The sequence below is a fragment of the Arthrobacter sp. MOO21 genome, from assembly GCF_057369995.2.
Genome location: NZ_CM170671.2, coordinates 2,861,375 through 2,885,070 on the forward strand (window position 1 = coordinate 2,861,375; position 23,696 = coordinate 2,885,070).

A 23,696-nucleotide genomic window follows, 5' to 3' on the forward strand; every position below is an offset into this window, starting at 1 on the left:
AAATGTCGTCCTGAGCCCCCAAACCGACATTAACTGCCACCCAGCCGGGGGAGGGGTCAGTGGAAGGCGCCCAGGCCGGTGATATGCCGGCCCAGGATCAGGGTGTGCACCTCGTCGGTGCCCTCATAGGTCCGCACCGACTCCAGGTTCGCGGCGTGCCGCAGCGGTGAGTAGTCACCGGTGATGCCGTTGCCGCCCAGGATGGTCCGGGCCTCACGGGCCACCGCGATGGCCTCGCGGACGTTGTTGAGCTTGGCCAGTGAAATCTGCTCCGGCCGGATGGTCCCTGCATCCTTGAGCCGCCCGAGGTGAAGTGCCAGCAGCGTGCCCTTCTGGATCTCCACCAGCATGTTCACCAGCTTCTCCTGCGTGAGCTGGTAGCCGGCCAGCGGCCTGCCGAACTGCAGCCGGTCCTGCGAGTACGCCAGCGCGGCCTCGTAGGAATCCCGGGCAGCGCCCATCGCGCCCCAGGCGATGCCGTACCGCGCCTCGTTCAGGCAGGTGAAGGGACCGCGGAGGCCGAAGCCGCCGGGGAGCAGCGCCTCGGGACCAAGCCGGACTCCGTCGAACGCCACGTCGCACTGGATCGAAGCGCGCATGGACAGCTTCTGTTTGATGGGCGTGGCCGTCACGCCGGGCGTGCCGGCTGGCACCAGGAATCCGCGCACGCCGTCGTCCGTCATGGCCCAGACCACCATCACGCCGGCCGCCGAGGCGAGCCCGATCCAGCGCTTGGTGCCGTTGAGTACCCAGCCGGCGTCGTCCCCGCTGCCGTCCCGCTGGGCAACGGTGGCCATGGCGGCTGGATCCGACCCTGCGGTCGGCTCGGTCAGGGCGAAGCAGCCGACGACCTCGCCGGCCGCCATCCGCGGCAGCCACTCCTCCTTCTGCTCCTCCGAGCCCCACGTATGGATGGCCGTCATGGCCAGGGAGCCCTGGACCGAGACGAAGGTGCGGATCCCGGAGTCCCCGGCTTCCAGCTCCATCGCCGCGAGGCCGTATTCGACGGCGGACCGGCCCGGGCAGCCGTAACCCTCCAGGTGCATGCCCAGCACCCCAAGCTCGCCCAACTCGGGGGCGAGCTCCAGGGGAAAGACAGCGTCCTCGTACCACCCGGCAATGTCCGGTTTGATCCGTTGCTCCGTGAAGTCGTGGACCTTCTGGCGGAGCTCCAGCTCATCCGCGGACAGCAGGGAGTCGAGGTCCAGGACGTCGGACGGGCCGGCCATGGCTTCACCCGTCACTTCTTCGCCCGGCATTTCTTCACGAGTCATTTCTTCGCCCGTCTTCACCGGTCATTTCCTCACCAGGAAGTAGCCGCGGGTGGAGGGCAGGAACCGGCAAACGGCAGCGAGCACCACGCCCAGGGCCAGCAGCAGGACACCGCTCACAAAGGCCCCGCCGACGCCGAAGATCTGGGTGTCGCCGTACGCCGGGTCCCACATCTGGATGGCGGAGATGAAGAAGGCGGCGGTCAGCAGCACCGCGCCCAGCAACGGCAGGATGCCGCGGAACCACAGGTTGCGGGCGGACCCGCGCAAGGTCCCCCGGAAGTACCAGAAGCAGGCGAACCCGGTCAGGGCGTAGTAGAACGCGATGAACAGGCTGATGGCGCTGATGGAGTCCGACAGGAGGTTCTCGCTCAGGAAACTCATGGCCACGTAGTAGGCTGCGGCCGCGCCACCCATCACCTGCGTGGAGAAGCCCGGGGTCTGGTTCTTCGGATGCACTTCACCGAACTTCGCCGGCAGGGCGCCGTGGACGCCCATGGACAGGGTGCCCCGGGCGGTGGGCAGGATGGTGGTCTGGGTGGAGGACAGGACCGAGGCCAAAACCGCGACGACGATCAGCCAGCCCCATGGGCCCAGCACCACGTCCTTCATGGCGAGGAAAACGTCGTCCTGGTTGGCCTCGTTGCCCAGACCGATTCCTTCCGAACCGACGGTGGCGTACATCATCACCAGCAGCGCCACGGAAACGTAGATTGCCACCAGCACGAAGGCCGAGATCACCGCGCCGCGGCCCGGCGTGGTGGACGGATTCTCGGTTTCCTCGTTCACCGCCAGGCAGGTGTCCCAGCCCCAGTAGATGAACAGGGCCAGCAGGGCACCGTGCACCACTGCACCGGGATCGCCGAAGGCGCCCAAGGGGTTGAACCATTCGAAGTCGAACGCCTGGCCCTCGGGTGCACCCCCGACGATGCGCACCACGAGGGCCAGCGCGAAGATGCCCAGCGCTATGTACTGGATGTAGGTCAGCACCCGCTGGACATGCTCGCCCAGCCGGATGCCCCGGTAGTTCACCAGCGTCATCAGCACGATGAACAGCAGTCCCGTCCCCGTGACCAGCACCTTGTTCTGCGCCAGCGATCCGTCACCCACCAGGAGCCACAGGTACTGGCCGGCCACCTGTGCGAGATTGGCCAGGACCACGATTCCGGCGAGCGCCACGCCCCAGCCGCCCAGCCAGCCTGCCCAGGGGCCGAAGGCCTGGCGGGACCAGGTGAACGTGGTGCCGCAGTCCGGAATGGCACTGTTGAGCTCGCGGAAGGCGTAGGCGATGAACAGGACCGGGACGAAGCCCAGGAGGAGGATCAGCGGAGTGTAGTTACCGTTCACCGCAACGATGAGTCCCAGGGTGGCGGCCAGCGAATACACCGGGGCGGTGGACGCCAGCCCCAGCATGACCGAGTCGCCAAGGTCCAGGATGCCGGCCCGCAATCCCTTGGCCGGGACCGGGGCGCTGCCCCCGCCGCCGGGGCTTCCCGTCGTCGTCATCTCTGTACTCATAGGGAGACACCTGCCTTGGTGGGGTTGGCCACGGCCGAAAGCGGCGCCGGCGCGTCGATGGTGTTGGGTACGAAGCGGCAGAAGTAGTCCGTGACCGGCCCGTCCGATTCGCGGATGCCGCAGCCCACGGACTCGCCGTCCACCACCCAGAGGCCCAGGACCGGATGGTTGCCGTCGAAGTCGGGCAAGGGATGGTACTGCTGGTAGCACCATCCCTCGCGGCCGTAGCCGCCGGGCTGTTCCAGGTTGATGCCGTCCGCGTGGATCCGGATGTTGTCCCCCTCGCGGCCGTGCAGCGGCTTGCCCACCCATTCCTTGAGCGGCCCGGGATCCGTGAGGTAGGCGGGCAACAGGTTGGGGTGGTTGGGGTAGAGGTGCCACAGCGCGGCGAGGAGGGCCTTGTTGGAGAGCAGCATCTTCCAGGCGGGTTCCACCCAGCGCGGGTTGTGGGCGCGTTCCAGCAGCCGGTGGCCGAAGGGCTCCTTCATCATCAGCTCCCAGGGATAGAGCTTGAAGATGGTGCTGATCAGGAAGTTGTCCAGGTCCACGAAGCGGTTCAGGTTGGGGTCCCAGCCGATATCGGACATGTTGATCCCGATGGTGGTCCACCCCGCCTGGCTGGCAACGTCGCGCATGTACGCGGCCGTCATCCAGTCCTCGCCGGATTCCTCGACCTCCGAGTGCGCCACGTGCAGGGTGCTCATGCCCGTCCGGTACTGGAACTTCTTCCACTGCCGGATCAGCGCCTCATGGATGCCGTTCCACTGGTCTTTCTCCGGGAACACGTCCTGCAGCCAGAACCACTGCGCGACGGCGGCCTCAATCAGCCCGGTGGGGGTGTCGGCGTTGTATTCGAGCATCTTGGCCGGCCCGCCCCGCCCGTCGTAGATGAAATCGAACCGCCCGTAGACGTCCACGTCGCCGGCCTGCAGCGATTCCGCCGCCAGTTCGAGGGCCTGGGGTCCGATGCCGATGCTGCCCATGGCCCCGGTGGCGAGGAACTTCGCCGCTTCCAGGCACATCCGGTGCATGTCCTCGGCGGCCACCTCCAGGGTCTCCACCTCGTCCATGGTGAATTCGTAGTAGGCGGACTCGTTCCAGTACTCGATCTTCCGCCCGTCATCCATGGTGGTGGTGGAGAAGACCAGGCCCTGCTCTTCGATCTTCTGCTTCCAGCCCGGCCGGGGTTCCGACAGCGATCTTTTCACCGGTCAGCCACCCGAGACCTTGCTGCCGCCGCTTGACCCGCTCTTGGCGCTGGTGCCGAAGCCGCCGCGGCTCACGGTGCCGCCCTTGCTGCTGTATCCCGAGGAGGCCTTGGCCCCGCTGGGGATGGTTCGGGTGTAGTTGGGCGCGGTGGACCGGTTCTGGCCGATTGAGGGCACGCTCGCGCCGCGGGAGTAGAAGTACCAGGCGTAGATTCCGCCGCTGCGGCCGGCGGAACTGTCGCAGTTGGTGTCCGCCACGCGCTCGCCGGTTTCGTCGTTGAAGCACACCTGCGCGTACTCGGGGTCGTCCTCGTTGCTGGCAACAACGGCCGTGATGGTTCCGGCCAGCAGCGCCGTGACGCCCAGGCCCACCACCACAGTCCGCCGCTGGGATCGCTTCTTCCGGGCAGCGGCGTCGTTGAGCTGCTTTTCCCGTTCCCGCGCGAACGGGTCAACCGGCGTGACGGGCTCATTCAGGAGCTCCGGGCGCAGCTCGGGTTTGGGGACCTGCCAGGGAGGAGGCTTGGGCGTGTTCTCCCCGCCGGATCCGCCGGACGGCGCAGTCCCGTCCGGGTCTTGTCGGTTCGAGTCCACGGCGTCCCCTTCGTCGTTCAGGTGAATCGGGCACAGCGCTGCACCCCCCAAATGCAATCCTCGCTTCAGCGTAGTACCTGGCGGTGCGGCCTGCGAGCAGGACGGCACCCCCACGGCAGGGGAGAACTGCCCATCTCCCGGCCGCGCGGGCCGCAGCACCGCCGAACCCTAGACTGATGCCATGGAAACAGCTTCAGTCCTCGCCGTCTGCCGCGTCCACCAGCTCGTGCCGGACGCTTCCAACGTGGGGGTGACTGCCATCGACAAGCGCCCTGCCGAAGGGCCGGTCAAGGTGCACAGGCTGGGACTGCAGGGCGATATCCAAGCCAACCGGGTCCACCACGGCGGCCCGGACCAGGCCATCTACGCCTACTCCCAGACGGACGCCGAATATTGGGCCGGCCTGCTGCAGCGGGACGTCCCGCCGGGAGCATTCGGAGAGAACCTCCGGGTGGCCGGCATCGATGCAACATCGGCGGTGATCGGCGAGCGCTGGCGGATCGGGCTCGACGTCGAGCTTGAGGTCACGTCGCCACGGACCCCGTGTGCCACGTTCCAGCGGCGGCTGGGGGAGCGGCAGTGGGTCAGGCGCTTCACCGAGGAAGGCCGGGTGGGAGCGTACCTGCGCGTCCTGAAGACAGGCAGCATCCAGGCCGGCGACCACATCCACCGGATCTTCGTCCCGCAGCACGGGATCACGGTGGGTAAATGGTTCAGCGAGCCTGACGTCGAGTCCATGGAGGCGCTCAAGGACGCGGACGCCGAGGGCCAGATCCGCCTGCAACAGCCGGAATTCAGCAAGAAGTTCGCGGCCCTGCAACGGCAGCTGGGTCTCTGACGGAAGTGAAGTACGACGGCGGGAGGTGCGGCTGTGCGCAAGCTCACCGCCGCCGTCGTCCCTTCGATTACCGCCGCGGCGCCTGCGTGCCCTACACTGGATACATCCCCCACTCCGGAAATCCCTTATTCCTGCCCAATTTTTGAGGCAGGACTGGCAAGTGTTGGGGCCCGCGCAAGCGATGCGGGCATTTTCATAGGGAGAGCCGGCTAAAGAAAACGCTGTACAGACTGCTGGGATAGCAGCCAAGAGATGCAGCGCGAAGTCCTGCCACGGGATTGCGAAAGCGCCGGACTTCTGTGACCGGCCGGTCAACGTTTGCCCGGCACCATCGGCACGTGTACTGCGGCTCCGCTCACCTCGGGTAGTGCCGCCTGGCCCCCTATGGATGAGGAATAACTCCCTATGCCCGAAAACCAGAACGAAACCACCGCTGTTATCGAGGACGCCCCTGTGGCTGCTGCCGAGGCTCCCGTAACCGCTCCCGCAACTGAGGCTCCTGCCACGACTGCGCCCGCCGCGGACGAAGACGAAAACACCGTGAAGTTCGCCGACCTCGGCATCGACGGCCGCGTCCTGGCCGCCCTGCAGGATGTCGGGTACGAAAAGCCGTCCCCCATCCAGGCAGCCACCATCCCGCTTCTGCTCGAAGGCCGCGACGTTGTCGGCCTGGCGCAGACCGGTACCGGCAAGACTGCAGCATTCGCAGTGCCGGCACTGTCCCGCCTGGCCGAACTCCACGACCTGAACGGCCCGTCCCGCAAAACCCAGGCCCTGGTCCTGGCCCCCACCCGCGAGCTCGCGCTGCAGGTGGCGGAGGCGTTCACCTCCTACGCCAAGCACATCGACGACTTCACCGTGCTGCCCGTCTACGGCGGCTCCGCCTACGGTCCCCAGCTTCCGGCCTGCGCCGCGGCGCCCAGGTGGTTGTGGGTACCCCCGGCCGCGTGATCGACCACATCTCCAAGGGCTCCCTGGACCTGTCCGAACTCCAGTACCTGGTGCTCGACGAGGCCGACGAGATGCTGCGCATGGGCTTCGCCGAAGACGTGGAGCAGATCTTCCAGCAGACCCCCGAGGACCGCCAGGTGGCGCTGTTCTCGGCCACCATGCCGAGCCAGATCCGCCGCATGTCCAAGCAGTACCTGAACGACCCCGCGGAGATCTCGGTCAAGACCAAGACGTCCACGGGCACCAACATCCGCCAGCGCTACCTGCAGATCATGGGTCCGCAGAAGCTGGACGCGATGACCCGCATCCTCGAGGTGGAAGAGTTCGACGGCGTGATCGCCTTCGTGCGCACCAAGATGGCCACCGAGGACCTGGCTGACAAGCTGAAGTCCCGCGGCTTCCAGGCTGCCGCCATCAACGGCGACATCCCCCAGCAGCAGCGTGAACGCACCGTTGACGCGCTGAAGGAAGGCCGGATCGACATCCTCGTGGCCACCGACGTCGCAGCCCGCGGCCTGGACGTGGAGCGCATCAGCCACGTCATCAACTACGACATCCCGCACGACACCGAGTCCTACGTGCACCGCATCGGCCGCACCGGCCGCGCGGGCCGCAACGGTGACGCGATCCTGTTCATGACGCCGCGGGAGAAGTACCTGCTGCGCGCCATCGAAAAGGCCACCCGCCAGCCGGTGGAGCAGATGCACCTGCCCACCGCGGAGACCGTGAACACCCTGCGCCTGGGCAAGTTCGCCGAGCGCATCACGGAAACCCTGGCCTCCGAGGACGTCTCGATGTTCCGCGACCTCATCGCTTCCTACGAGGAAGAGCACAAGGTGCCGGCGGCAGAAATCGCCGCGGCACTGGCCGTCATGGCACAGGGCGGGCAGCCGCTGCTGGTCAAGGAACTGCCCGCTGCTCCCGAGTTCCAGAAGCGCGAACGCTCCAAGGACGGCTTCGGCTCCCGCGGGCCCACCCGCCAGCTGACCGAAGGCAACGCCACCTACCGCATCGCGGTGGGCCGCCGCCAGCGCGTCATGCCCGGCTCGATCGTGGGCGCCATCGCCAACGAGGGCGGCATCTCCTCCGCCCAGATCGGCGGCATCGACATCCGCTCGGACCACTCCCTGGTGGAGCTTCCCGCGGACCTGAGCCAGGACCAGCTGCGCGCACTGTCCCGCACCCGGATCGGCGGAGAGCTGATCCACCTGGAGCTGGACAACGGCCGCAGGCCTTCCGGCGACCGCGGCGCCTACCAGGGCAACCGTGGCGGCGACCGCGGCGGCAACTTCAAGGGCAGCGGCGGCTTCAAGAAGGAATTCCGGAAGAACGACGGCGAGCGGTCCTCGGCCGACCGCGGTGGACGTTCGTACAGTGAGCGTTCCGAGCGTTCCTTCGGCCACGGTGAGGGGTCCCGCAAGCCCCGCCACGGCGGCGACAGCTTCAACCGCAAGGGCAAGTGGTAGGCCTTCCGCGGGTTTGAGTAATTGACGACGGCGATGGGCCGGCTTTCGAGCCGGCCCATCGGCGTTTAACACCCGGCAACATGTGTGGCTGGACACATTCCCGTAGCGGAATGGAGGCGGAGGGCCTCCGAAAGGTGCTTTCCGCCGTCGTCCGCCCTGCTTGCCTGCACCCCCAAAGCCCCGGAATTCCGGGGAAAATGGAGCTTCGGCCCGGCCGGAATGCAACTGTTGCGGTGCCCCGGAGCCACCCCGGACGCCGATTTGTTGGTGCGGAGATCTTCCGGTAGAGTATTTACTCGTTGCCCCCCTAGCTCAGTGGTAGAGCGCGTTCTTGGTAAGAACGAGGTCACCGGATCGATTCCGGTGGGGGGCTCTGAATGAGGGCCTGTGTCAAGGCGGTTTTGACCGGCTTGGCGCAGGTTTTTCTCATTCGTGGCGGTGTAGCTCAGTTGGTTAGAGCGCACGACTCATAATCGTGAGGTCGGGAGATCGAGCCTCCCCACCGCTACAGGCCAAGCCCCCGGAGTCTCCGAGATTCCGGGGGCTTTCCTGTTTCCCCGATCCGCAGTAGCTTGGCAGCAACTGGCGGACAGGGGATTCGGTGGATTTTTTCGCAGCGGTCATGGAACCGTTCCGGTGGCTGGTTTCGGTCATCCTGGTCGCTTTCCACGACGGCTTGACGGGCCTGGGGATGCCGCCGTCCGACGGCTGGACGTGGACGCTGTCCATCATCGGACTGGTGCTGGTGATCCGCGCCGCCCTGGTTCCCGTGTTCCTGGCGCAGGTCAAGGCCCAGCGCCGGATGCGGCTGCTGCAGCCTGATTTGCTGGCGCTGCAGGAAAAGTATCGCGGTAAGACGGACCAGCTGTCCCGGCAGGCCATGGCCCAGGAGCAGATGGCCTTGTACAGGAAGCACGGCACCAACCCGTTCTCGGCCTGCCTGCCCCTGCTGATCCAGGCGCCGTTCTTCCTGGGGCTCTTCCAGGTGCTGTCCGGGATTTCTAATGCCGCGGCGCGGGGTGAAGGCATCGGAGCGATGGGCCCGGACCAGGTGGCTCAGTTCGACTCGGCGAGTATCGCCGGCGTGCCGCTGTCCGCTTCGCTGCTTCACGGCAGCGGCAATCCCACAGCCCTTGCCGTGCTCGCCGTCGCCATGATCCTGGTGATGACCGCCTGCCAGTTCTTCACGCAGAAACTCGTGACCGCCCGGACCCTGGACGGGCAGGACGCTGACAGCCCCCTGGTGCGCCAGCAGAAGGTCCTCCTGTACGTCCTGCCGGTTGTCTTCGCCGCCGGCGGGGTCTTCTTCCCGATCGGGGTCCTGGTCTACTGGACGGTCTCCAACCTCTGGACCCTGGGGCAACAGTTCGTGGTGTCCCGGAAGCCCTGAGGGCCGGTCCTGGGCTTGTTCGCAAAACCACGGCCTGAAGGGGCCGGATCCGCGGACAAGCCCAGGACGAACCGGCGCCCCGGCCGGCCCAGCCCCTATCAGCCCTGTTCGGCCCGGGGGTCCCGGCGGCAGAATGGTCCCCATGGGCAAACTGATCTACTCCGGAATCGCCTCCATTGACGGCTACACCGCGGACAAGGCCGGGAACTTTGACTGGGCTGCCCCGGACGAGGAAGTCCACGCCTTCATCAACGACCTGGAGCGCGATGTGGGCACCTCCCTGTATGGCAGGCGCATGTATGAGGTGATGAAGGTCTGGGAGACCATGGGCACGGCCGAGGACCCGCCCGTGATCCAGGACTATGCACGGATCTGGCGCAGCGCGGACAAGGTGGTCTACTCAAACTCCCTGGGCAGCGTCTCCACTGACCGGACGCGCCTGGAGAGGCAGTTCCTGCCGGACGCCGTGCGGGACCTGGTGGCGGCCACGGAAGGAAGCATCGGCATCGGCGGCCCCACCCTGGCCGCCCATGCCCTGAGGGCGGGGCTGGTGGATGAGTGCCAGGTTTTCGTGAATCCTGCCGTGGTGGGCGGGGGCCTGCGGTTGTTTCCGGACGGCTTCGACGCCCGGTTCGAACTCCTGGATGAGCGGCGGTTCCCGGAAAGCGGCGTGGTGTACCTGCGCTACGGCGCCCGCTGAACCGCGGGCGCGCCGGACCGGGCCTGCACCGCGAAGAGGGTGAACAGCAGGGCCGCGAGGGCTGTTCCCACCAGGAGGAGCAGGCCGATCGAATAGCTGCGCGTCACGGCGTCGTACGTTGCGCCCATGACCAGCGGCGGGAAGTAGCCGCCCAGGCCACCGGCCGCGCTGACGATGCCGCTGATGCTGCCCATCTTGCCGGCCGGCGACAGGACACCCACCCAAGCGAAGACGCCGCCCGTTCCCAGGCCCAGCGCCGCGGCCATGGCGACGAACGTGGCACCAGCCGGGACCTCGCCGTCGGGCCGCAGGTTCACCACCCAGCCCAGGACGGCGACGGCGGCCAGCGAGACGAGCACTACCGGCTTGGGGCCCAGCTTGTCCGCCAGGACGCCGCCCACAGGTCGGGCCAGGACCGCCGCCAGGGCAAACCCGGCGGTTCGGGCTCCGGCGCCGGCGGGATCGAAGCTGTAGACATCCCGCAGGTAGGTGGGCAGGTACGTGGCGAAGGACACGAAGCCGCCGAAGACTACGGCGTAGAGGAAACACATCTTCCACGTGACCGCGGTCCGGGCCGCATCGAGGAGCTTTGGCATCACGGGGACGTGGTTGGGCGTCCAGCCGGGGGATTCCTTCATGAAGAACCACACCAGCGCCGCCATCACGGCCAGGACGCCGGCGATCAGCAGGTGGGTCGGGAAATAGCCGATCCCGGCCACGAGCCGCGGGTTCAGGAACGCCGCCAGCGCCGTCCCGCCCATCCCTGCCCCGAACACACCGGTGGCGAAGCCCCGGCGGGCAGGTTCGTACCAGGCGCTGACGAAGGGGATCCCGACCGCGAAGACCGTCCCGGCCACGCCGAGCAACAGCCCTGCCCCGAGCACCAGCGCGAAGGAACTGATGAGGCCACCGACGGCCACCAGGAGGATCGGGAGGACGGCGGCGAGCAGGACGAAGGTGAACATCGCCCTGCCCCCATACTTGTCAGTCAGGGTCCCCACCACGATCCGCCCCAGCGCGCCCACGAACACCGGCATGGCCACCAGGATCCCGGTCGTGGCGGGCGTCAGTTCCAGGTTCTGGGTGTAGAAGGCGCCCAAGGTTGCCACCGAGTTCCAGGCCCAAAAGCATGCCACCGACGCTGCCGTGGCAAGTGCCAGGTTCAGGCCGCGCCCCGTGGCCGCGGGGGTTGTTGTTCCGGACACTGTTGACTCCTTTGGGGGCCTTTGGCTGGGCCGGGGCCGGCCCGGCCGGTCGGGGCTAGCGGTTGTGGGTGTCCCGGTCCGGTGTTCCCACCGGCGACCAGCCGCGCCGGGGCGCGACCTGCGACCGGGTGCCTGCTGCTGTGCGGTCCCGGCTGCGTCCGCCGGGCCCCGTGGTACGCCGGCCATTTGCCGTGTCCCGGGAGCGGTAGACGATGTACGGGCGGAACAGGTAATGCAGGGGAGCCGTGAAGGCGTGCACCAGCCGGGTGAAGGGCCAGATGACGAACAGCGCCATCCCCACCAGGGTGTGCAGGTGGAACGAGAACGGAGCGGCTGCCATCGCTGCCACATACGGCTGGAAGATGAACAGCGAACGGAACCACGGCGCCACCGTCTCGCGATAGTTGTGCCCGTGCTCGCCTTCGAAAACGCTCGCCAGGGTGGTCCAGAGACCGAACACAATGGCCGCCGTGAGCACCACGTACATGGTCTTGTCGTTCCTGGTGGTGGCCATGAACACAGGTCCGCTGGTCCGGCGGCGGTAGATCAGCAGGGCAATCCCGCCGAGGGTGGCCACGCCGGCGATGCCGCCCACCAGCAGCGCGTTGAAATGGTAGAACTCCTGGCTCATCCCAACCGCCTGGGTCCACGCCATGGGGATCACCAGGCCGAAGAAGTGCCCGGCGATCACCGCCAGCAGGCCGAAGTGGAAGAGGGGCGAGGCGATCCGGAGCAGCCGCGATTCGTACAGCTGGGAGGACCTGGTGGTCCACCCGAACTGGTCGCACCGGTAGCGCCACACCAGCCCGCCCACCAGCACCACCACCATGACGTACGGCAGGACGCCCCACAGCACGGTGTCCCACGTGGTGGTGACGACGGCGGTTCCGGGCCCCGCCTCCGACGCCGCTTCGAGTGCGGGCATGGTCAGGTCCTCCTTACGGGCAGCAGCCGGGGATCATAGGGGTCCAGCCCCACGGCTTCGGTTGGGGGCCCGAGTCCGGCCATGCGCATCACGGCCTGCTCGTCCTGGGGCGATTTCCCGGGGAGCGTGGCGCAGACCGCGGCGAGGATCCGGGCCTGCGGCAGCCCGTCCCGGAGCAGCCCGAGGCGGAGCATCTCCAGGCTGGGGCGGTAACTGGCCAGCAGTTCGTGGCCCGCGGCGAAATCCACCCTGGCCGCATATTCGAGCACCATGGGCAGGTAGTCCGGCAGTTCGCCGTCCAGGTCCACGAGGACGTCGCTGCGCCGGTACGCCTCCTTGAACGCGGCCAGCACCTCGCCGCGACGGCGGGTGTCCCCGTCCGTCCAATAGCTCAGGTGCAGCGCGTGGCGCCGGCCGAGGTCGAACTCGCTGACGTACTGCGCCTGCAGGTCCATCGCGGGCGTGCGCTCCAGCAGGTCCAGCACCGGTGCGAAGTCCGGCAGGGCGCCGTCGAACTCGTTCAGGGCTGCCCGCATCAGCGGTACCCGGGCCACCAGCTCCGGGTCGGGGTAGGACAGGCACCAGGCGGCGGCCAGGTAAACCACCCGGTCCCGGCGGCTCACGGGCGCTCTCCTGGACCGGGCCCGGCGCCGGGCGCCGTGGGAGTGTCCGGGAACAGGCCTGGCGGCGCTCCCCGGCCGTCCCAGTTCAGCAGGTTCACCCTGCCGCGCAGGCCCGGTCCCGACGCGATCTCGTCGGTGGTTTGCCGCTCCCGCAGCGCATGGAACGTGTCCACGGCTACCGGGACGGGCCTGCCGCTTGCCTCGCCGAGCGGTGAGGAATCCTGCATGCCCGGTCCGCCGTCGAAATCCAGGGAACAGCCCAGCTCCTCCAGGTCGTGGGCCTGCTCCACATGGGCCTTGGGGATGACGTAGCGCTCGCTGTACTTGGCGATGGCCATCAGCCGGTACATCTCATACATGGACTGCCCGTCCATGCCGACCGACCCGGCGATCGACTCGTCCGGGTCTTCGCCCAGGCTGATGCCGCGCATGAAGGAACGCATCGCCGCCAGCCTCCGGAGCACGGCGGTGACCCGTTCCGTGTCCCCGGCCGTGAAGAGCTCGGCGAGGTACTCCACCGGAATCCGGAGCGCGTCAATGGCGCCGAACAGGTTGCCGGCGTCCTCGCCGTCGTGGCCCTGGTCGCGCAGCAGGTCGACCACGGGCGACAGCGGCGGCACGTACCAGACCATCGGCATCGTCCGGTACTCCGGGTGCAGCGGCAAGGCCACTTTGTAGACCTTGGCCAGCGCATAGACGGGGGAGCGGCGGGCTGCGTCGATCCAGTCCTCGGGGATGCCCTGCGCCCGCGCCTCGGCCTGGACGGCGGGGTCGTGGGGATCCAGGAGGACGTCCATCTGGGCGTCGTAGAGGTCCTGCGGGTCGGTGACGGACGCAGCCGCGGTGACGGCATCGGCGTCGTACAAAAACAACCCGAGGTAGCGCAGCCGGCCCACGCAGGTCTCGGAACAGACGGTGGGCAGGCCCACCTCCACGCGGGGGTAGCAGAACGTGCACTTCTCTGCCTTGCCGGTCTTGTGGTTGAAGTAGATCTTCTTGTAGGGGCAGCCGGTGACGCACTGGCGCCAGCCGCGGCACCGGTCCTGGTCCACCAGGACAATCCCGTCCTCCACCCGCTTGTAGATCGCCCCGGAGGGGCAGGAGGCCATGCAGGACGGGTTCAGGCAGTGCTCGCAGATCCGGGGCAGGTAGAACATGAAGGTCTGCTCGTAGGCGAACCTGATCTTGTCCTCGGACTCGCGCCGGACCCTTTCCACCAGCGGGTCGAGGTGGCCGTTGTCCCGGGAGCCGCCCAGGTTGTCGTCCCAGTTGGCGGACCAGGTGATTTTGGTGTCCTCGCCGGTGATGAGCGACTTGGGACGGGCCACCGGGAAATCGTCGCCGAGCGGGGCGTCCACGAGGGTTTTGTAGTCGTAGGTCCAGGGCTCGTAGTAGTCCTTGAGCTCGGGCTGGACCGGGCTGGCGAAGATGCCGAACAGCTTCTTCACCCTGCCGCCGGCCCTCAGGACCAGCCTGCCGCGCTTGTTTAGCGACCAGCCGCCGTACCAGCGGTCCTGGTCCTCGTAGCGGCGCGGGTAGCCCTGCCCGGGCCGGGTTTCCACGTTGTTGAACCAGACGTATTCGGTGCCGGCACGGTTGGTCCAGGCCTGCTTGCAGGTCACGGAGCACGTGTGGCAGCCGATGCACTTGTCCAGGTTCATCACCATGCCCATCTGGGCCATCACCCTCATCAGTACTGCACCTCCTGGGAACGGCGGCGGACGGTGGCCACCATGTCGCGCTGGTTTCCGGTGGGGCCAAGGTAGTTGAAGGCGTAGGCCAGCTGGGCGTAGCCGCCGATCAGGTGCGAGGGTTTGACCAGCAGCCGGGTCACGGAGTTGTGGATGCCGCCGCGCCTGCCGGTGGCCTCGGACTTGGGGACGTCGATGGTGCGCTCCTGGGCGTGGTGGACGTACACAACGCCGGCCGGCATCCGGTGGCTGACGATGGCGCGCGCCACCAGGACCCCGTTGACGTTCACGCACTCCACCCAGTCGTTGTCCCGGACCTTGATCGCGTCCGCGTCCGCCGGGCTCATCCACACGGTGGGGCCGCCCCGGGAGAGCGACAGCATCAGCAGGTTGTCCTGGTACTCGGAGTGGATGGACCATTTGGAATGCGGGGTCAGATACCTGACCGTCACTTCCATGGACCCGTCAGAGCCCAGCCGCGGTTCGCCGAAGAGCCGGTGCATGTCCAGCGGCGGCCGGTAGATGGGCAGGGCCTCGCCGATGTCCGTCATCCAGTCGTGGTCCAGGAAGAAGTGCATCCGCCCGGTCAGGGTGTGGAAGGGCTTGAGCCGTTCGATGTTGATGGTGAACGGTGCGTACCGGCGCCCGCCCGTCTCGGAACCGGACCATTCCGGCGACGTGATCACCGGCACCGGGCCGGCCTGCGTCTGGGCGAAGGTGATGGATTTCTCCTCGGAGCCTTCCGAGAGGTCCGCCAGCGTCCTCCCGGTGCGCACCTCGAGGTCCTTGAACCCCTGCACCGACAAGGCGCCGTTGGTGGTCCCGGAGAAGGCCAGGATCGCCTCGGCCATCTTCGCGTCGGTGTCCATTGCGGGGCGGCCGTCCGCGGCGCCGCCGAGCATCACGCCGTTGGACCGGCTGAGCCGTTCCAACGGTCCGGCCAGTTTGTAGGTGACGTTCTTGACGGTGAAGCCCAGCCTGTCAGCCAGGGGCCCGACGGCGGCAAGCTTGTCCGCGATGGCCGTATAGTCCCGCTCCACCACAGAGAAGACGGGCATGTTCTGCCCGGGCACGGCCGGGATGTCCGGGTTCCGCCAGTCCCGTACCACGCCGCCGGGCTGGGCGAGCTGACCGGGGGTGTCATGCTGCAGCGGCACGCTGACAAGGTCCCGCCGCACGCCGAGGTGGGTCCTTGCCTGGCGGGAGAACTCGCGGGCCAGCAGGTGGAAGGTGTCGAAGTCGGTCTTGGTTTCCCAGGGCGGGTCGATGGCCGGGCTGAAGGCGTGGACGAACGGGTGCATGTCCGTGGAGGACAGATCGTTCTTTTCGTACCAGGTGGCCGCCGGGAACACGACGTCCGACAGCAGTGTGGTGGAGGTCATGCGGAAGTCGGCGGACACCAAAAGGTCCAGCTTTCCTTCCGGTGCCTGGTCGTGCCAGGCAACGTCCCGTGGTTTGAGTTCGGCGGCACTGTCCGGGCCCATGACGTTGTTGTGCGTCCCCAGCAGGTTGCGGAGGAAGTACTCGTTGCCCTTGGCGGAGGAGCCGAACAAGTTGGAGCGCCACAGCACGAGGGTCCGCGGCCAGTTGGCCGGGGCGTCCACGTCCTCGATGGCCGGGTTGAGGGTGCGGTTCTTCAGTGCTTCGGCGATGTAGGCGGGGGCGTTGGCAGCTGCGCCGGCGGCGACGGCGGCCTCCGCCTCGTCCGCGACGTCCAGCGGGTTCCGGTCGAACTGCGGGTAGAAGGGCATCCAGCCCAGCCGGGCGGACTGGGCAAGCGCGTCCGCCGTGTGCATGCCGTCCAGGTTGCCGGTGGACAGCGGCGACTTCAGCGCATCCGCGGAGTAGCCGTCCTGCCGCCACTGGTCCGTGTGCATGTACCAGTAGCCGGTGCCGATCATGGTGCGGGGCGGCCGGGACCAGTCCAGGGCGTTGGCCAGGGATACCCAGCCGGTCACGGGCCGGGTCTTCTCCTGTCCCACGTAATGCGCCCAGCCCCCGCCGTTGCGGCCCATGCAGCCGGTGAGCATGACCAGGGCCAGGACCGCCCGGTAGGTGGTGTCGCCGTGGAACCACTGGCAGATGCCGGCGCCCATGATGATCATGGACCGGCCCTTGGACTGCTCTGCGTTGCGGGCGAATTCGCGGGCCACCCGGATGCACGCCTGCGCGGGGACGCTGGTGATTTCCTCCTGCCAGGCGGGCGTGTAAGGGGTGGCGGCGTCCCCGTACCCTGCGGCCCAGTCGCCGGGCAGCCCCTCGCGGCCCACCCCGTACTGGGCCAGCATGAGGTCGAACACGGTGGTCACCAGCCCGCCGTTGACCTCGATGACCGGCACGCCCCGCCGCAGGATGCTGCCGTCGCCGCCGGGGTCCTCGAAGCAGGGGAGGAGGATCTCGGCGCTCTCCGCGGAGACTTCCCGAAGGGACAGGGCAGGTTCGAGTCCTTCGAGGTCGAGGTTCCATTTGCCCTCGCCGCTGCCTGAGTACCGGAACCCCATGGACCCGTTGGGCACCGCCGGGCGGCCGGCCTTTGTGTCGTACAGGACGGTGCGGAACGCCGCGTCCTCGGCCGTGGACTCCCCGGGGACGTCAAGGGCGGTAAGGAATTTCGACGGCGTCAGCGCGCCGTCGTCGTTCCTTGCCAGCCGGACCAGGAACGGAAGGTCCGTGTACTGCTTCACATAGTCGGTGAAGAAGGGCACCTGCCGGTCCACGAAGAACTCCTTGAGCATCACGTGCCCCATAGCCATGGCCAGCGCGGCGTCTGTCCCGGCCTGGGCAGGCAGCCACTCGTCAGCGAACTTCGTGTTGTCCGCATAGTCCGGGCTGACCGTGACCACCTTGGTGCCCCGGTAGCGGACCTCCGCCATCCAGTGGGCATCCGGGGTGCGGGTAACGGGGACGTTGGAGCCCCACATCATCAGGTACCGTGCGTCCCACCAGTCCCCGGATTCCGGAACGTCGGTCTGGTCCCCGAACACCTGCGGGCTGGCCACCGGCAGGTCCGCGTACCAGTCGTAGAAGGAGGTCATCACCCCGCCGATGAGCTGGATGAACCGGGTTCCCACCGCGTGGGACACCATGGACATCGCCGGGATGGGGGAGAAGCCCGCACAGCGGTCCGGGCCGTAGGTCTTGATGGTGTTCACGTGCGCTGCGGCCGCAATCTCGATCGCTTCCTGCCACGAGACGCGCACCAGTCCGCCCTTGCCGCGGGCCTGCTGGTAGCGGCGCCGCTTTTCCGGGTCCGCCGCTATTTCGGCGAAGGCAAGCACCGGATCACCGAGCCGGGCCCTCGCTTCGCGGTACATCTCCACCAGGACCCCGCGGGCGTACGGGAAGCGGACGCGGGTGGGGGAGTAGGTGTACCAGGAAAAGGCCGCCCCGCGCGGGCAGCCCCTGGGTTCGTATTCCGGGCTGTCCGGGCCCACGGACGGGTAATCGGTCTGCTGCGACTCCCAGGTGATGATGCCGTCCTTGACATACACCTTCCAGGAACAGGACCCCGTGCAGTTCACGCCGTGGGTGGAGCGGACCACTTTGTCGTGGCTCCAGCGGTCCCGGTAGAAGATGTCGCCCTTGCGGCCGCCTTCCCGAAACACCGCCCTGCCGTCCTCTGTCTGGTCCCATTTCGTGAAGAAACGGCCCAGCTTCAACATCGTCTCTGAGGCGGGTCCATCCAACCCCGCTCTGGGTCCGGCAGCCATTCCTTCAAGCTAGGGTGGGGCCGGAAAGCCGGGCTAGGGCACAAAGGCCCTGTTCAGGGCCGCCTGGGCCCTTGGAATTATCCCCGGGGCAGGCAGAATGGGTGCATGACACGCATCGCCATCATCGGCGGCCACGGCAAAGTGGCCCTCCTCCTGTCCGCCATGCTTGCCGACGAGGGCCACAGCGTCACCTCGTTCATCCGGAATCCGGACCATTCCGCCGACGTTGCGGGTGCCGGTGCCACGCCGGTGGTCCTGGACGTGGAGAATGCAACGACGGCGGACATCGCCGAGGCGCTGGAAGGCCACGACGCCGTGGTCTGGTCCGCCGGCGCCGGCGGCGGCAACCCGGGCCGCACCTACGCCGTGGACCGGGACGCCGCCATCCGGTCGATGGATGCCGCAGCCCAGGCCGGGGTGGACCGGTATGTCATGGTCTCCTACCTGGGTGCCGGCAAAAACCACGGCGTGCCGGAAGACAACAGCTTCTACGCCTATGCGGAGGCCAAGGCGGCCGCGGACGAATACCTGCGCGGCAGCGGACTGGCGTGGACCATCCTGGGCCCCGGAGCGCTGACGGACAAGCCCGGGACCGGGCTGATCGACGTCGATCCGGCGCCCGGGGGCTCCCGGGAAACCTCACGGGCCAACACGGCGATCGTGGCGGCGGCAGTTCTGGACCTGCCGCAAACCGCTGGCCGGACCATTGAATTCCGGGACGGCACGCTGCCCGTGGCAGCAGCCTTGGAACCGCGGCCGTAGCCGGTCCCGGACAGTTGGTCCGGGGACCGGTGCCGGGATGCTGTTGACCTTCCCCTGCAGGGCGCGAATAATGGATCCGGAAGTAAATTTAGATTCAAAATAAATATCCCCCTTGCTGAAGAAAAGGATCGAGCCTTGTCCACCACTGCCACCTTGGCAACCCTGTCCGACTCTGACCGTCTGGCTGACCCGAACTGGTGGCGCCAGGCGTCCGTGTACCAGATCTACCCGCGCAGCTTCGCCGACTCCAACGGCGACGGCATCGGCGACCTCAAGGGCATCACGGCGAAGGTCCCGTACCTGAAAACGCTGGGTATCGACGCCGTCTGGCTGAGCCCCTTCTACCCTTCGGCCCTGGCTGACGGCGGCTACGACGTTGACGACTACCGCGACGTGGACCCCAAGCTGGGCACTTTGGAGGACTTCGACGAGATGGCCAAGGCCCTGCACGGGGCCGGCATCAAGCTGATTGCCGACATCGTCCCCAACCACTCCTCGAACCGGCACAAGTGGTTCCAGGAGGCCCTGGCCTCGCCGAAGGGCTCACCTGCCCGCGACCGCTACATCTTCCGCGACGGCAAGGGCCCCAACGGCGAGTTCCCGCCGTCGGACTGGGACTCCGTGTTCGGCGGGCCCGCCTGGGAGCGCATCACTGAGCCGGACGGCACCCCGGGCCAGTGGTACATGCACATCTTCGCCAAGGAGCAGCCGGACCTGAACTGGTCCAACCGGGAAATCCGCGAGGACTTCCTCAAGACCCTGCGCTTCTGGTCCGACCGCGGCGTTGACGGCTTCCGCGTGGACGTGGCCCACGCCCTCACCAAGGACCTCACCGAGCCGCTGCTCTCCAAGCTGGAACTGAGCGCGGCCAACACCGGCGTGGACGGGTTCGACGACGGCACGCACCCGTTCTGGGACCGGGACGAAGTCCATGAGATCTACGCCGAATGGCGCGAAGTGTTCAACGAATACAACCCTCCGCGCACCGCCGTCGCCGAAGCCTGGGTGCACGCCACCCGCCGCGCCCGCTACGCGAGCCCCCAGGGCCTTGGCCAGGCCTTCAACTTCGACCTGCTGCAGGCCGATTTCGACGCGGCGGAGTACCGGGAAATCATCACCCGCAACCTCGCGGAGGCCGCCGCCACCGGCGCTTCCTCCACCTGGGTCTTCTCCAACCACGACGTCGTCCGCCATGCCACCCGCTACGGCCTGCCGCAGGTGGCCAAGGAAAAGGCCGGCACCAAGGGCCAGGACGGCAAGGACTGGCTGCTCGCAGGCGGCCCGAAGGACCAGCTGGATGTTGAACTCGGCGAGCGCCGTGCCCGCGCTGCCACCTTGCTGATGCTCGCTGTGCCGGGCTCCGCCTACCTCTACCAGGGTGAGGAGCTGGGCCTGCAGGAGGTTGCCGAGATTCCGGACTCCGAGCGGCAGGACCCGTCCTTCTTCCGCAACAAGGGAGTGGAGATCGGCCGCGACGGCTGCCGCGTGCCGCTGCCGTGGAAGGTGGAGGGAACCTCCTTCGGCTTCGGCGACGGCGGTTCCCACCTGCCGCAGCCGGACTGGTTCAGCAAGTACGCCGTCGAGGCCCAGGACGGAACGGAAGGCTCCACCCTGGAGCTCTACCGGACGGCCCTCAAGCTGCGCCGGGAACTGCAGACAAGCGAGGACCTCGAATGGGTGGAAAGCGGCAATCCTGACGTGCTGCACTTCAGGCGCCCCAACGGCTGGCAGTCCGTGACCAACTTCGGGAACACCGCCGTGGACCTTCCGGCCGGCAAGGTGCTGGTCAGCAGCGCCCCGCTCGAGGACGGCAAGCTGCCCGCCAACACCACCGCATGGCTGCGCTGATGCGCGGCCGCGGCGAAGGCGCGGCCCGCTGATGCGGGAGCTGATCTACGGGTGCATGGGCCTGGGCGGCAGCTGGTCCGACGAGCCACATGGCAGCCACCATGTGGACGAGGCCGCGGCTGCCGTCCAGGCCGCCCTGGACGCCGGCATCACCTTGTTCGACCATGCGGACATCTACCGGAACGGCAAGTCGGAGGCGGTCTTTGGTGAGGTCCTCGCGGCCACGCCGGGGCTCCGGGAACGCATCAGGCTGCAAACCAAGTGCGGCATCAGGCTCAATGAGCGCGGCCTCCAAACGCACTACGACCTCAGCCGCGAAGCCATCCTTGAGCGTGTCAACGGCAGCCTCAAAAGGCTCCGGACGGACTACGTCGACATTCTCCTGCTGCACCGCCCCGACCCCCTGTCCGATCCTGCCGAGGTGGCATCCGCCGTCGGGCAGCTGATGGCGGAAGGCAAGGTCCGGCAGCTGGGTGTCTCCAACATGTCCGGGCCGCAGATTGAGGCGCTGCAGGACCGGCTGGAGACGCCGGTGGTGGCAAACCAGCTTGAAATGAGCCTGCTCAAGCGCGCCTGGCTGGAGAGCCAGGTCCTGGTCAACCATCCCGGCCACCTGGACTACAGCTTCCCGCACGGCACCGTGGAGTTCTGCACGCGCAACAACATCACGCTGCAGGCCTATGGTTCGCTGGCCCGCGGGGCTTATACCGGCGTGGAACCGGAGACCCCGGCTTCCCCGGAGGCAGCCACCACGGAACTCGTGGCGCAGCTGGCGGCGGGGTACGGCACCACCGGCGAAGCTGTGCTGCTGGGCTGGCTGATGAAGCACCCGGCAGGCATCGCCCCGGTGATCGGAACGGTCAACCCGGACCGGATCCGGGCCTGCGCCGACGCCGCCCGCGTGGCGGAGGCCATGTCGCGGCCCGACTGGTACAAACTCTGGGTGACGGCGCGGGGCAGCAACATCCCCTGACCTCACCCAACCACGTAGCAGCAAGTGCCGTTTTGGAGCCCGGAACGGCACTTGCTGCTACCTGCATTCGCCACGGGACCGGTCATATCCCGTTTAGTTCGTATTGATCCTCACAAGCTGGCCGTTTTCTTCACCGCGCCGCTTGCGGGCCGGATACGGTAGATACATGACGTCTACCATCGCCACCGAGACCGTAAGGCCGGAACGCAATATCCCTGCAGAGATCGCCCGCTCCTGGCTCCTCGTGAACGCCATGAAGCCGGAACTGTTCGACCAGTCGGCCGTGTCCCGCGCCGACTCGATCATCCTGGATATTGAAGATGCCGTGGACCCTTCCCAGAAGGACCAGGCCCGGAACAACGTGATCGACTGGCTCACGGCCGGCGGCAAGGCCTGGGTCCGAATCAACGACGCCACCAGCCCGTTCTGGGCCGATGACCTTGCCGGCCTGCGGGGCACCCCCGGCCTGCTCGGCGTCATGCTCGCCAAGACCGAATCCGCGGACCAGGTCACCGAGAGCTACCACCGCATGGACGGCAAGACCCCCGTCATTCCGTTGGTGGAATCCGCCGTCGGCATCGAGGAAGCGAACAACATCGCCAAGGCCCAGGGCGCCTTCCGCCTGGCCTTCGGCTCCGGCGACTTCCGCCGCGACACCGGCATGGCCGCCACCCCCGAGGCCATGGCCTACCCGCGCGCCAAGCTCGTCGTGGCCAGCCGCGTGGGCAACCTGCCGGGCCCCATCGACGGACCCACCGTGGGCACCAACCACCCCATCCTGCGCGAGCAGACCGGCATTACCGTGATGATGGGCATGACCGGCAAGCTGTGCCTGGCCATCGACCAGACCCCCGTCATCAACGAGGTCATCAGCCCCACGCCGTCCGACGTCGCCTGGGCCACCGACTTCATGGCGGACTTCGAAGCCAACGGCCGCGTCATCCGTGACGGCTCCGACCTGCCCCGCCTGGGCCGCGCCGAGAAGATCATGAAGCTCGCGGTCGCCTTCGGGGTGCAGCCCGCACTGTAGTGCCGCCCACATATCTTCAGGAGGCCCCGTTGACCGATACCCGCTATCTGGTCCACGGGGTCTTTTGGGATGGGCCGGCTTCCAAGGCAGCGGGCGCCGCCATGGCAGCTGACGACGGCGGTGCCCCGGTTTTGCGCCTCCAGTCACCGGACGGGGAGTTCCGGCAGCTCGGCCTCCACGCCGGCGCGCGCCTGGGCTTTGAGGTGGTCCAGCCGGGCAGGTCCTGCCTGGGGCACGTGGTGGTTCATTCCCCGTCGCGGCGGGAACACATCCTGTGTACGGCTGGGGCCCCGGCATCGAAGGGAAGGCAGTGCGGGCGCTGCTTCATGCTGGACGAATCCCGGCTGATGCACGACTTCCACCGCGGCGGCCGGGTCACTCCGGGGCTGCGGGACTACCTGATGCAGGAACACTGGCTCTATGTGGCCACCTTCGCCGGCGGTGCCACCAAGGTGGGGACGGCGTCCGGCCCTCGGAAGTGGAACCGGCTCGCGGAGCAGGGCGCCGCCGCCGCGAGGTACGTGGCGCGGGCGGAGGACGGCCGGGTGGTGCGTATCCTCGAGGACCTGGTGAGCTCGGAAGCCGGGTTGACGCAGCAGATCCGGTCCGCAGCCAAGGCGGACGCCCTGCTGCAGCCGCTCCCGCCCAGGCAGCTGGACGCCATCAATGCCCGCGCCGCCGCCCAGGTGCGGGCGCTGCTGGCGCGCACCGCCGTCGACGGCTTCGAGGCGGTGGAGGAGCAATGGGTCCGGCCGGCCCGGGCCGACGCCCTCTACGGGAGTGACGCTTTACGCCACGCCTACCCGCACCCGCTGGACACAGGCCGGCACGGCTTCGACATCGCCGCGCTGAGCGGGCCGAACGCACTGGCCCGGCTGGACGGCACCGGTGCCGAGTTCGTGGTCAACCTGTCCCAACTGGCCGCCCGGACCATCGTCCTGGGTGACTATGCCTCGGCGGTGCCGGCGATCCAGGAGTCCCTGTTCTGACGGC

The 23,696-nt window shown here is 67.7% G+C and carries 17 protein-coding genes, 2 tRNA genes and 1 pseudogene; 11 read left to right on the forward strand and 9 right to left on the reverse strand.

From position 1 onward, the window contains the following. Window positions 1-56: 56 nt before the first annotated feature. From AC2JAJ_RS13290 to AC2JAJ_RS13305, 4 genes are read right to left on the reverse strand one after another with little or no spacing between them, the layout of a single operon-like run. Window positions 57-1,274 (reverse strand): acyl-CoA dehydrogenase family protein, encoded by a 1,218-nt coding sequence (locus AC2JAJ_RS13290; protein ID WP_501053156.1) that lies wholly within the window; start codon window positions 1,272-1,274, stop codon window positions 57-59. 21 nt (window positions 1,275-1,295) lie between these two features. Further along, a complete protein-coding gene (locus AC2JAJ_RS13295) occupies window positions 1,296-2,789 on the reverse strand; it encodes an amino acid permease (RefSeq protein WP_501053157.1) in 1,494 nt (497 codons plus the stop codon). Beyond that, window positions 2,786-3,997, reverse strand: a complete 1,212-nt coding sequence (locus tag AC2JAJ_RS13300) for a glutathionylspermidine synthase family protein (RefSeq protein WP_486415506.1) — start codon at window positions 3,995-3,997, stop codon at window positions 2,786-2,788. The genes AC2JAJ_RS13295 and AC2JAJ_RS13300 overlap by 4 nt, the downstream gene beginning before the upstream one ends. Before the next feature lie 3 nt (window positions 3,998-4,000). Continuing rightward, complete coding sequence (locus tag AC2JAJ_RS13305) at window positions 4,001-4,591, reverse strand: Tat pathway signal protein (RefSeq protein ID WP_486415505.1); 591 nt, start codon at window positions 4,589-4,591, stop codon at window positions 4,001-4,003. Between the two features lie 181 nt (window positions 4,592-4,772). On the opposite strand from AC2JAJ_RS13305, the gene AC2JAJ_RS13310 reads away from it, so the two are divergent. The 6 genes and pseudogenes from AC2JAJ_RS13310 to AC2JAJ_RS13335 all read left to right on the forward strand — a co-directional run bounded on the left by AC2JAJ_RS13310 (window position 4,773) and on the right by AC2JAJ_RS13335 (window position 9,936). Beyond that, the gene (locus tag AC2JAJ_RS13310) at window positions 4,773-5,429 is read left to right on the forward strand and encodes an MOSC domain-containing protein (protein ID WP_486415504.1); all 657 of its coding nucleotides are present in this window, start codon (window positions 4,773-4,775) and stop codon (window positions 5,427-5,429) included. A gap of 405 nt (window positions 5,430-5,834) precedes the next feature. Next, window positions 5,835-7,846 (forward strand): annotated as a pseudogene (locus tag AC2JAJ_RS13315) (DEAD/DEAH box helicase). Between the two features lie 301 nt (window positions 7,847-8,147). Further along, a tRNA-Thr gene (locus AC2JAJ_RS13320) sits at window positions 8,148-8,219 on the forward strand. Window positions 8,220-8,280: 61 nt separating this feature from the next. Further along, window positions 8,281-8,354: transfer RNA gene (locus AC2JAJ_RS13325), tRNA-Met, on the forward strand. A 93-nt stretch (window positions 8,355-8,447) separates the two neighbouring features. Next, window positions 8,448-9,236, forward strand: coding sequence for a membrane protein insertase YidC (gene yidC, locus AC2JAJ_RS13330; RefSeq protein ID WP_486415503.1), 789 nt, complete (start codon window positions 8,448-8,450; stop codon window positions 9,234-9,236). A gap of 142 nt (window positions 9,237-9,378) precedes the next feature. Continuing rightward, window positions 9,379-9,936 (forward strand): dihydrofolate reductase family protein, encoded by a 558-nt coding sequence (locus AC2JAJ_RS13335; protein WP_486415502.1) that lies wholly within the window; start codon window positions 9,379-9,381, stop codon window positions 9,934-9,936. On the opposite strand, the gene AC2JAJ_RS13340 is transcribed toward AC2JAJ_RS13335, so the two are convergent. From AC2JAJ_RS13340 to AC2JAJ_RS13360, 5 genes are read right to left on the reverse strand one after another with little or no spacing between them, the layout of a single operon-like run. Continuing rightward, window positions 9,921-11,141 carry an MFS transporter gene (locus tag AC2JAJ_RS13340; RefSeq protein ID WP_501053158.1) on the reverse strand — a complete coding sequence of 407 codons (1,221 nt, stop codon included), beginning with the start codon at window positions 11,139-11,141 and terminating at the stop codon, window positions 9,921-9,923. The genes AC2JAJ_RS13335 and AC2JAJ_RS13340 overlap by 16 nt on opposite strands. Window positions 11,142-11,196: 55 nt before the next feature. Beyond that, window positions 11,197-12,066, reverse strand: coding sequence for a respiratory nitrate reductase subunit gamma (gene narI / locus AC2JAJ_RS13345; RefSeq protein WP_486415500.1), 870 nt, complete (start codon window positions 12,064-12,066; stop codon window positions 11,197-11,199). A gap of 2 nt (window positions 12,067-12,068) precedes the next feature. After that, window positions 12,069-12,689 (reverse strand): nitrate reductase molybdenum cofactor assembly chaperone, encoded by a 621-nt coding sequence (narJ, locus tag AC2JAJ_RS13350; protein ID WP_221386416.1) that lies wholly within the window; start codon window positions 12,687-12,689, stop codon window positions 12,069-12,071. Then, window positions 12,686-14,380 (reverse strand): nitrate reductase subunit beta, encoded by a 1,695-nt coding sequence (gene narH, locus AC2JAJ_RS13355; protein WP_473696637.1) that lies wholly within the window; start codon window positions 14,378-14,380, stop codon window positions 12,686-12,688. The genes narJ and narH overlap by 4 nt, the downstream gene beginning before the upstream one ends. Further along, window positions 14,380-18,090 carry a nitrate reductase subunit alpha gene (locus AC2JAJ_RS13360; protein ID WP_486415499.1) on the reverse strand — a complete coding sequence of 1,237 codons (3,711 nt, stop codon included), beginning with the start codon at window positions 18,088-18,090 and terminating at the stop codon, window positions 14,380-14,382. The genes narH and AC2JAJ_RS13360 overlap by 1 nt, the downstream gene beginning before the upstream one ends. A gap of 105 nt (window positions 18,091-18,195) precedes the next feature. Here AC2JAJ_RS13360 and AC2JAJ_RS13365 point away from each other — a divergent pair, with 105 nt between their 5' ends. The 5 genes from AC2JAJ_RS13365 to AC2JAJ_RS13385 all read left to right on the forward strand — a co-directional run bounded on the left by AC2JAJ_RS13365 (window position 18,196) and on the right by AC2JAJ_RS13385 (window position 23,692). Next, entirely contained in the window at window positions 18,196-18,852 is a 657-nt protein-coding gene (locus AC2JAJ_RS13365; protein WP_221386419.1) for an SDR family oxidoreductase, read from the forward strand. A gap of 135 nt (window positions 18,853-18,987) precedes the next feature. Further along, window positions 18,988-20,700, forward strand: a complete 1,713-nt coding sequence (locus AC2JAJ_RS13370; RefSeq protein ID WP_486415498.1) for a glycoside hydrolase family 13 protein — start codon at window positions 18,988-18,990, stop codon at window positions 20,698-20,700. A gap of 31 nt (window positions 20,701-20,731) precedes the next feature. Next, on the forward strand, window positions 20,732-21,673 hold the full coding sequence (locus tag AC2JAJ_RS13375) for an aldo/keto reductase (RefSeq protein ID WP_486415497.1): 942 nt from the start codon (window positions 20,732-20,734) through the stop codon (window positions 21,671-21,673). A gap of 166 nt (window positions 21,674-21,839) precedes the next feature. Next, window positions 21,840-22,703, forward strand: coding sequence for an HpcH/HpaI aldolase/citrate lyase family protein (locus AC2JAJ_RS13380; protein WP_486415496.1), 864 nt, complete (start codon window positions 21,840-21,842; stop codon window positions 22,701-22,703). A 29-nt stretch (window positions 22,704-22,732) separates the two neighbouring features. Next, the gene (locus AC2JAJ_RS13385) at window positions 22,733-23,692 is read left to right on the forward strand and encodes a DUF2797 domain-containing protein (RefSeq protein ID WP_486415495.1); all 960 of its coding nucleotides are present in this window, start codon (window positions 22,733-22,735) and stop codon (window positions 23,690-23,692) included. Window positions 23,693-23,696: the final 4 nt, after the last annotated feature.